Source organism: Clostridium sp. HV4-5-A1G, assembly GCF_900184915.1.
GTDB classification, from domain to species: Bacteria; Bacillota; Clostridia; order Clostridiales; family Clostridiaceae; genus Clostridium_B; species Clostridium_B aromativorans.
Window position 1 is genome coordinate 1 of sequence record NZ_FXYI02000190.1, and the last position, 6427, is coordinate 6427.

Genomic DNA, 6427 nt, shown 5'->3' on the forward strand with positions numbered 1-6427 from the left:
AAATAGTATAGATTATTATTCTTATCATGTAAATACAATCTAAAAATTTACTTATACAGAATATGAATAAATAAACTATTAATGACAAGTAACAACTTTTATGCTATTATTAAATTGTTACTTTGTCAATTTGCGCTACATTAATGTCAAAAATTGGCTAAATGAAATGGAGGACACCCGTTATGATAGAATTTAAAAATATAACTAAATCTTTTAAGGGTAAAGTAGTATTGAACAACATAAATTTAAAAATTCATAAAGGAGAACTAGTAGTACTCATCGGCCCCAGCGGCTGTGGAAAGACAACTACACTCAAAATGATAAATAAGCTTATAAAACCAACTTCCGGTGATATTTTTGTAAATAATAAAAATATCAAAGAAGAGAACAGTATAGAGCTTAGAAGAAAAATTGGGTACGTAATCCAACAAGTCGGCCTTTTTCCCCATATGACCATACAGGAGAATATAACATTGATACCAAGGCTTCAAAAATGGCCTGAAAAAAAGATAGAAGACAGAACTGAAGAACTTCTGGAAATGATAGGAATGAATCCAGGCGAATTTTTAAACAGATATCCAAATGAATTAAGTGGAGGACAACAACAGAGAATAGGTGTAGCTAGAGCATTTGCCATGAATCCAGATATAGTACTTATGGATGAGCCTTTTAGTGCACTTGATCCTATAAGCAAAAGCCAGCTTCAGGATGAGCTATTTAACCTCCAGCAGGAATTAAAAAAGACCATAGTATTCGTAACCCACGACATGGATGAAGCAATAAAACTGGGAAATAAAATATGTATAATGAAAGATGGAAATATACTCCAATTTGATACTCCCGAAAAAATATTGAAAAACCCCTCCCATGGTTTTGTAGAAGAATTTATAGGCAAAAATAGAATTTGGAATAAACCAGAATTTATAAAGGCAAAAGACATAATGATAACCAACCCTGTAGTAACCAATGCGGAAAGAACTATAGTACAAGCAGTAGAAATAATGAGAACAAACAATGTAGACAGCCTTATGATAGTGGATAAAAATCTAACTCTCATTGGAATTGTAACCCTAAAAGATATACGAAAAGGTATGGACAAAACATTGAAATTAAAAAATATAATGGAGAAAAATATATTTACAGTATATGAAGAAGACAGCATAGTGGATGTACTTCAGGAAATAAGTGACAATAACATAGGATATGTACCTGTTTTAACCAAAAAGGGTGCATTAGCAGGACTTATTACCAGAAGCAGCCTCATAACAGTATTAAGTGCTCAATTTTTAGATGCAGAGGAGGAGATTTAATGAATTCGATTATAGGTTTTTATAATTTCATTGCAGGCAGGACAGGCGATATATTAAACCTTTTTCTCCAGCATATCGAGTTGACTTTGTTATCGGTGGTTATAGCTATATTAATAGGTGTACCTTTGGGAATACTTATAGAAAAAGACAAAAGACTGTCTTCCCTTGTAATAGGTATTGCAAATGTAATACAGGCAATTCCAAGTTTGGCATTACTGGGATTTCTAATTCCCGTCATAGGCATTGGAAGCAAACCTGCCATTGTAATGGTAATTTTATATTCACTTCTTCCCATTATAAAAAATACTTATACCGGACTGTCAGGTATAAATCCCAATATACTAGAAGCTGCCGAGGGAATGGGTATGACTGAATCACAAATACTGAAAATTGTAAAACTTCCCCTTGCGCTTCCAGTAATAATGGCAGGTATAAGGATATCTGCAGTTACCGCAGTTGGACTTATGACCATAGCTGCATTTGTAGGTGCAGGTGGACTTGGATATATGGTATTTACGGGAGTTCAAAGCGTCAATAACTACATGATACTTGCAGGAGCAATACCCGCATGTATACTAGCACTAGTAATTGATTTTATTATTGGCAAAATTGAAAAATCAGCAACAGAAAAGTCAACAGCTAAAAGGAAAAAGAGGAAAGTGCCACTAAAATATAAGAGAGCTGCAGCAATTGTACTCTGCATTTTAATAATATCAGCATCCGCATTCTATTATAATAATACAAAAAATAAGATAGTTGTTGGCGGGAAAAACTTCACTGAACAGATCATATTAGTAGACATGGTTGGGGAACTTATTGAAAAAAACAGTAACATTAAAGTAGATTACAGGCCTAATCTGGGAGGAACAAATGTAGTGATGGGTGCAATGAAATCCGGAAACGTAGATGTAAGTATTGAATATACAGGTACTGGACTCATGGATATAATGAAACACAGTCTAATAAATGATCCCGACAAAGCATACAATACCGTAAAAGATTATTACAGTAAAAACTTTAAGATAAAATGGCTAAATCCAATTGGATTTAATAACACCTACGCACTGGCAGTATCTCAGGATACCTCCAATAAATACAATTTAAACACTATATCCGACCTTGCAAAAATAAGTAACAACTTAAGATTGAGCTGTACTATGGAGTTCACTTCAGGAAGAGCAGATACTTTAAAACCTCTTCAAAATGTATATGGTATCAATTTCAAAGAAATCAACAGTGTAGATGGAGGACTCAGATACACTGCATTAAATCAAAAAAAAGCTGATGTAATTGATGCCTTTTCCACAGATGGACTGCTTAAACAATTTAATTTAAAAGTTTTAACTGATGACAAAAAAGTATTTCCACCCTATTATGCCGCCCCTGTAATCAGAGAAGAAACCTTAGAAAAGCATCCCGAACTTAAGGAGATTTTAAACAGATTAGGCGGAAAAATAGATGACAAAACCATGATGGAATTAAATTATAAAGTGGATAGCCTGGGACAGAAGCCGGAGACCGTTGCCCATGAATTCTTAAAAGAACAAAATTTGATAAAGTGATTCTTAGGTTCAGATGGAGTTTACCGATAAGGAATGCTTTTCTTCACCTGAACTTTAGAATAACCTAATTTTCAAGTAAAGGATATATTTGATAATAATGACAACAAACAACTTGTATGATATAATAAAGTTGTTTATATTAATGTAAAAGTTTCTACATTATAATAATACCGGTAAAAAAGTGAAGATAATATTAGTCAAGGAGGTAATTTATATGATCAAAGTAGCATTAATAGGTATTGGCAGGACAGGAAAACATATAGCAAATCAAATCCTAGAACAGGACAATATGGAAATCGTATGCGCAATTTGCAGCCCTAATAGTAGAAAAGAAGGGATCAAATTAGGAGATCTATTAAAAAATGATAGAACCAACGTAAAAATTTCAACTTCAGATAAGCTGGAAGCTTCAATCTTCGAAAGCAAACCTGATGTAGTTGTAGATTTTTCAACCCCTTCAGCAACAATGAAAAACGCTTTAGCACTGTCTAAAATGAAAGTAAATATGGTCATAGGGACAACAGGATTTTCTGAAGAAAGTATTGACAAGCTTAAAAATATGACTTACAAATTCGATAACGGTATAGTTTATGCTCCCAATATTACTTTAGGTGTTAATGTGGTTATGTTATTGTCTAATATTGCAGCATCCATATTAAATAACTATGATTTTCAAGTTCTGGAACTTCACCATAAAACCAAAAAAGATATTCCATCAGGAACTGCCATAAAACTTTCTAAAGAAATAGAACATGGACTTCAATCATCTGGAGTATTCAATAAAGATATTCCTGTCAACGGTGTAAGAGCCGGAGGTGTGATAGGGAAACATGAGGTACTCATAGTTGGTGATGATGATCAGATAAAAATAAGTCATGAATCCTTTTCCAGAAAAGCTTTTGCATCTGGAGCTATAAGTGCCATAAATTATATTTATAAAAAGTCAGGATACTATGAGATGAAAGATATATTAGACCTTAAAAGGATACTACATAAATACATCGATGCATTAGATGAAAATCTAATAGCAAACTAATCCTGCATGTTAAAATCAAACTTCTCGCCATAACTGAATAATGAACCGGGGAAGTTAAAATAATTCCATCAGCTTCCCTCATTCAAAATTAAAATACTGATAATAATAGCATTTTAACCTACCATTATAAAGTTTTCTGTTCTTGTCAGATTTTTTTCCAAAATGTTTCTCAAATTTTTCGTGAGCAGTTATTATAAAATAATTCCAACCTTTAAGTCTTGAAAATACTCTCCCCATATCCTGATAAAGTTTTTCTACTTCTTTAAGCTCCCCTAGTCTTTCCCCGTAAGGCGGATTGCTTATTATAAATCCACAGCTCTTCTTTGAGCTGAACTTCTGTACCGGTATTTTTTGAAATGTTATGTAGTCCTGCACTCCTGCTTTTTTGGCATTTCCCATGGCAGTTCTAATCACTCTTCCATCTATATCCGATGCCAAAATTTTGAACTCCCTACCGTTTATAGAATTTACTGCAAATTCTCTTAAATCCCTCCATATATGCTGCGGAATTATATCCCATTGTTCTGAAACAAAATTTCTATTTAATCCTGGAGCTATGTTTTTCCCAATTAATGCTGCCTCAATTGCAATAGTTCCGGAGCCACACATGGGATCTGCCAATATCCTGCTGGGATCCCACCTACTAAGCAGCACCATAGCTGCCGCCAAAGTCTCCTTGATAGGTGCTTCTCCTGAATTTTTTCTGTATCCCCTTTTATGCAGCCCCTCGCCGGAAGTGTCCACAGTCAAGGTAACCATATCCTTTAAAATGCCAACTTCTATCCTATACTCAGCCCCAGTTTCCTCAAATCTTTCTATTCCATATTTATTTTTCATGGATTCAACTACAGCTCTTTTAACTATGGACTGACAGTCAGGTATACTGTGCAGCTTTGATTTTATAGATTTTCCTGTCACATGCATAAATGCATCCTCTGGCATTAAGCTCCCCCAATTCACGGAAAGTGCACCCTGAAAAAGTTCTTCAAAGCTCTCCGCTTTAAATTCCGCCATTCTTATAAGAACCCTTTCTGCAGTTCTAAGCCATAGATTACAGGTGACTATATCAATCTCATCTCCTTGAAAAATAACTCTTCCATTTTCAATTTTCAAATCCTCATATCCAAGAGTTTTTAGCTCCCCGGCAACTACAGATTCCAGTCCAAATGTGGATGTGGCAATCAATGTGTATTCCATCTTGTCCCTCCTACATACTTTTAAAATATTGCACATGTGCGGTTTTTTATCCAATTTAACAATTATAATACATAAAGTCAAAATATTAAATACATTATACATTAATAATTACAATCTGCTGATCTTAAGCTATAATAAATATATTTGGAGGTGTTTTTATGGATAAAATAAGATTGGGAAAAACAAATTTGATGGTAACAAGAAGCGGCTTTGGAGCACTGCCCATACAGAGGGTTTCCTTTGAAGATGCTAAAAAAATTTTGCGTAAAGCCTATGACAATGGAATAAACTTTTTCGACACTGCAAGAATGTATTCAGATAGTGAGGAAAAAATAGGCTACTCACTTTCTGATGTACGAAAAAATATCATAATATCTACAAAGAGTCATGCAAAAGATAAAAAAACCCTGCTAAAGCATTTAGAAACAAGTCTGAAAAATTTAAAGACAGATTACGTGGACATCATTCAGCTGCATAACCCTGATGAATTACCTGATCCTGATGATCCCGAAGGACTTTATGCTGGTCTTCTGGAAGCTAAAAAACGCGGCATGACCAGATTTTTAGGAATCACAAATCATAAAATAGGCAATGCCTTAAAAGCTGCGGATTCAGAACTGTACGATACCATTCAGTTTCCATTGAGTTCTCTGTCCTCAGATGATGATTTAAAACTCATAAGTGAATGTAAAAAAAGAGATATCGGCGTCATTGCTATGAAAGCTCTTTCAGGAGGACTTATAACCAATGCTGCATCTACATTTGCATTTTTAAGGCAGTTCAATAATGTAGTACCTATATGGGGCATACAGAGGGAATCCGAACTAGATGAATTCATTGCCCTTGAAAAAAATCCACCGGTACTGGACGAATCCATGTGGTCCATCATCAAGAAAGATCGTTTTGAACTAGCTGGAGACTTCTGCCGGGGATGCGGATACTGTCTCCCATGTCCTGCAGGAATTGAGATCCCCACATGTGCCAGGATATCTCTCTTCCTAAAAAGAGCTCCCTACAAAGATTTCATGAAAGATGAATTCAAGGGAAAAATGGATCTAATAAATAACTGCATAGAATGTGGCCATTGTAAGGATCATTGCCCATATAAACTTGATACACCAAATCTTTTAAAAAAAGAGCTCAAAAGCTACAATAGATTTTATGCCGAGCACAAAAATGACTGATTTACATCTAAATTTATACTCATATTCAAATATGAACCTTTATTACCAAAATGTTTTTACAATTATTTGAAATGTTTTTATTGTATTTACAAAACATTGACACAATATTCATATTTATTATTTATACTCTAAAATAAG

Annotated in this window: 5 protein-coding genes; 4 read left to right on the forward strand and 1 reads right to left on the reverse strand. The window is 34.2% G+C overall.

Annotated features, from left to right (window positions below):
* Positions 1-182: 182 nt before the first annotated feature.
* The 3 genes from J5G60_RS15615 to dapB all read left to right on the forward strand — a co-directional run bounded on the left by J5G60_RS15615 (position 183) and on the right by dapB (position 3908).
* Entirely contained in the window at positions 183-1310 is a 1128-nt protein-coding gene (locus J5G60_RS15615; protein ID WP_150356657.1) for a betaine/proline/choline family ABC transporter ATP-binding protein, read from the forward strand.
* The gene (locus J5G60_RS15620; RefSeq protein WP_150356656.1) at positions 1310-2872 is read left to right on the forward strand and encodes an ABC transporter permease/substrate-binding protein; all 1563 of its coding nucleotides are present in this window, start codon (positions 1310-1312) and stop codon (positions 2870-2872) included. Before J5G60_RS15615 ends, J5G60_RS15620 begins: the two co-directional genes overlap by 1 nt.
* Positions 2873-3086: 214 nt before the next feature.
* Positions 3087-3908 carry a 4-hydroxy-tetrahydrodipicolinate reductase gene (gene dapB / locus J5G60_RS15625; protein WP_150356655.1) on the forward strand — a complete coding sequence of 274 codons (822 nt, stop codon included), beginning with the start codon at positions 3087-3089 and terminating at the stop codon, positions 3906-3908.
* A gap of 78 nt (positions 3909-3986) precedes the next feature.
* On the opposite strand, the gene J5G60_RS15630 is transcribed toward dapB, so the two are convergent.
* Positions 3987-5105: a THUMP domain-containing class I SAM-dependent RNA methyltransferase gene (locus J5G60_RS15630; protein ID WP_150356654.1), complete on the reverse strand. Its 1119-nt coding sequence runs from the start codon at positions 5103-5105 to the stop codon at positions 3987-3989.
* Positions 5106-5263: 158 nt separating this feature from the next.
* On the opposite strand from J5G60_RS15630, the gene J5G60_RS15635 reads away from it, so the two are divergent.
* A complete protein-coding gene (locus tag J5G60_RS15635; protein ID WP_150356653.1) occupies positions 5264-6289 on the forward strand; it encodes an aldo/keto reductase in 1026 nt (341 codons plus the stop codon).
* Positions 6290-6427: the final 138 nt, after the last annotated feature.

Bases quoted from the DNA above. Each gene is read 5' to 3' on its own strand.
- J5G60_RS15615 (WP_150356657.1), top strand. From the start codon at position 183: ATGATAGAATTTAAAAATATAACTAAATCTTTTAAGGGTAAAGTAGTA.
- J5G60_RS15620 (WP_150356656.1), top strand. From the start codon at position 1,310: ATGAATTCGATTATAGGTTTTTATAATTTCATTGCAGGCAGGACAGGC.
- dapB (WP_150356655.1), top strand. From the start codon at position 3,087: ATGATCAAAGTAGCATTAATAGGTATTGGCAGGACAGGAAAACATATA.
- J5G60_RS15630 (WP_150356654.1), bottom strand. From the start codon at position 5,105: ATGGAATACACATTGATTGCCACATCCACATTTGGACTGGAATCTGTA.
- J5G60_RS15635 (WP_150356653.1), top strand. From the start codon at position 5,264: ATGGATAAAATAAGATTGGGAAAAACAAATTTGATGGTAACAAGAAGC.